1 protein-coding gene and 1 tRNA gene are annotated in these 1,879 nt (G+C 56.5%); one reads left to right on the top strand and one right to left on the bottom strand.

Annotation, left to right across the window (positions count from 1 at the left end; translation table 11 throughout):
• The first annotated feature begins 8 nt into the window (after window positions 1-8).
• Window positions 9-85: transfer RNA gene (locus ACR0MP_RS21995), tRNA-Met, on the top strand.
• 341 nt (window positions 86-426) lie between these two features.
• Here the strand turns inward: ACR0MP_RS21995 and ACR0MP_RS21990 are convergent.
• The gene (locus tag ACR0MP_RS21990) at window positions 427-1,611 is read right to left on the bottom strand and encodes a tyrosine-type recombinase/integrase (RefSeq protein ID WP_480888112.1); all 1,185 of its coding nucleotides are present in this window, start codon (window positions 1,609-1,611) and stop codon (window positions 427-429) included.
• Window positions 1,612-1,879 lie beyond the last annotated feature (268 nt).

Below are 1,879 nucleotides of genomic sequence, written 5' to 3'. Positions count from 1 at the left end.
TAAAGTGTCGCGGGATGGAGCAGCCCGGTAGCTCGTCAGGCTCATAACCTGAAGGTCGCAGGTTCAAATCCTGCTCCCGCAACCAACTTTAAGGTCGGAAAACAAACACTTAGCGCCCCAACGGGCGCTTTCTGCGTTTTAGGCCACTGCACAACTGGAAGCACTGTGGAAGCAACAGGATGCAGTTCAGTAGTGTGTCGCTAAGGGGCGCGGGACCGTTTCGCCCGCGCCCCTACAGAGCCATTCCGGCCCCAAAATCCCGCACAGCGCTGCCAACCCCGTGCGGGCAAAACTCAGACTTGCGAGGTGTTACGGCGGCGGCGACCTTCGGCCCAAACACGCAGATCGCGGCGGCGGTATACGTAGACGCCCTTCGTAGTGTAGCACGTCTATGTATATGTTTAGGGGTTGGTCACGCTGAGCGCTTTACCTAACTAGACGCAGCCCATGGTTAGGTTCCTGCGCGCCTACGATTGTATTGAGGCGTGCGGCGTTTTCTTCTGCTGCCTGCCGTACCGGATCATCGGCCAGATGGGCATACCGCATCGTGGTCTGAATCTGACTGTGCCCCAGCAATCGCCCGACCATCTGAATGGGCATTCCCGACGACACGGCATTTGATGCATAGGTATGGCGCAGGTCGTGAATACGGACATCGTTCAGACCAGCCCGCTTACGTACACGACGCCAAGGCTTCTGTAGGTCGGTGGCATAGTGGCCGCCAACAGCGCCAGCTATGACGTAAGGGTTGTCAGGAAGCCGTGGCAGGGCACTCAGAATGGCTCGGGCCGCTTGGGGCAGGGGAATGCGTCGCGCGCCTGTTTTGGTGTCTGGTAGCTCCATTCCAGCGTCTGTGACGAATGACCATTGCAGGGTTTGGATTTCACCAAGGCGACACCCGGTTAAGATCAGTAACCTGAAGGCGGCGATGACAAAGGGCGACTCCGAGCCATCCCGTTCCGCTTCTGTCAAAGCTTTCCCGAGTCTTTGCAACTCGTCTTGGCTCAGAAACCGCTCCCGTTTCTCTTCGCGGTATTTCGGGACATGGCGACAGGGGTTTGATCCGTCAGGCCGCAAACCCCAGATTTCCGCCAGATTGAACATCTTGGACAAAACGCCCAACGTCCGGTTGGCTTGATAGGGTTTGTCCCGAAACTTGTAGTGCAGTTCGGCAATATCTTTACGTTCCACGTCGACCACTTTGAAGCTGCCAATGGCTGGACAGATAAACAGGTCGATTGCCCTGCGATACTCCCCTTGTGTGGACGGCTTGCAGCGCTCCTTGACGTGTGTGTCAAAGAACCGCTCACACAAAGCCGAGACCGTGGGCGCGCGCCGATGCTGCGCAATCTCTTCGGCCGGGTTCCCACCCTTTGCCACTTGCCCCATGAGTTCCGTTGCCAGCTTCCGCGCCTCGTCGACGGTGATCTTGCCATGTCGTCCGATGGAAACGCGTCTTGTCCTTCCACCTCTGCGATACTGCGCCTGATAGGTCTTGGCCCCGGAAGGCATCACGCGGACACCAAACCCGGCAATCTGGCTATCCCAGACAAAGTAGTCTTTTGCGTCAACAGGCAGGGCTTCTATGGCGCGTTTGGTCAGTTTGGGCATCGCTCATCCTTTCTTTGTCATCGCTCCGTGGAAGCATTGTGGAAGCAACTGGAAGCGGTCTATGGCGTAAGAGGTAGGAACGGAGCGCGCCAGTCGTCAATAATAAAATAACGATTCCAATAAGATAGGGTAATGCAGCGTTTCCCAGCGTAGTTGGTGCAGGTGGGCGTAAGCTATCTCATAACCTGAAGGTCGCAGGTTCAAATCCTGCTCCCGCAACCAACTTTAGAAAATCCCAGAGCAGCCCGCGCAGACTACAAACAGTCCA

The sequence above is a fragment of the Ruegeria sp. K3 genome, from assembly GCF_056531845.1.
The sequence above is the reverse complement of the archived record's forward strand: the minus strand, read 5'-3'. Positions and strand labels throughout refer to the sequence as shown.

Coding starts and splice junctions, on each gene's coding strand:
- ACR0MP_RS21990 (WP_480888112.1), bottom strand. CDS start 1,611: ATGCCCAAACTGACCAAACGCGCCATAGAAGCCCTGCCTGTTGACGCA.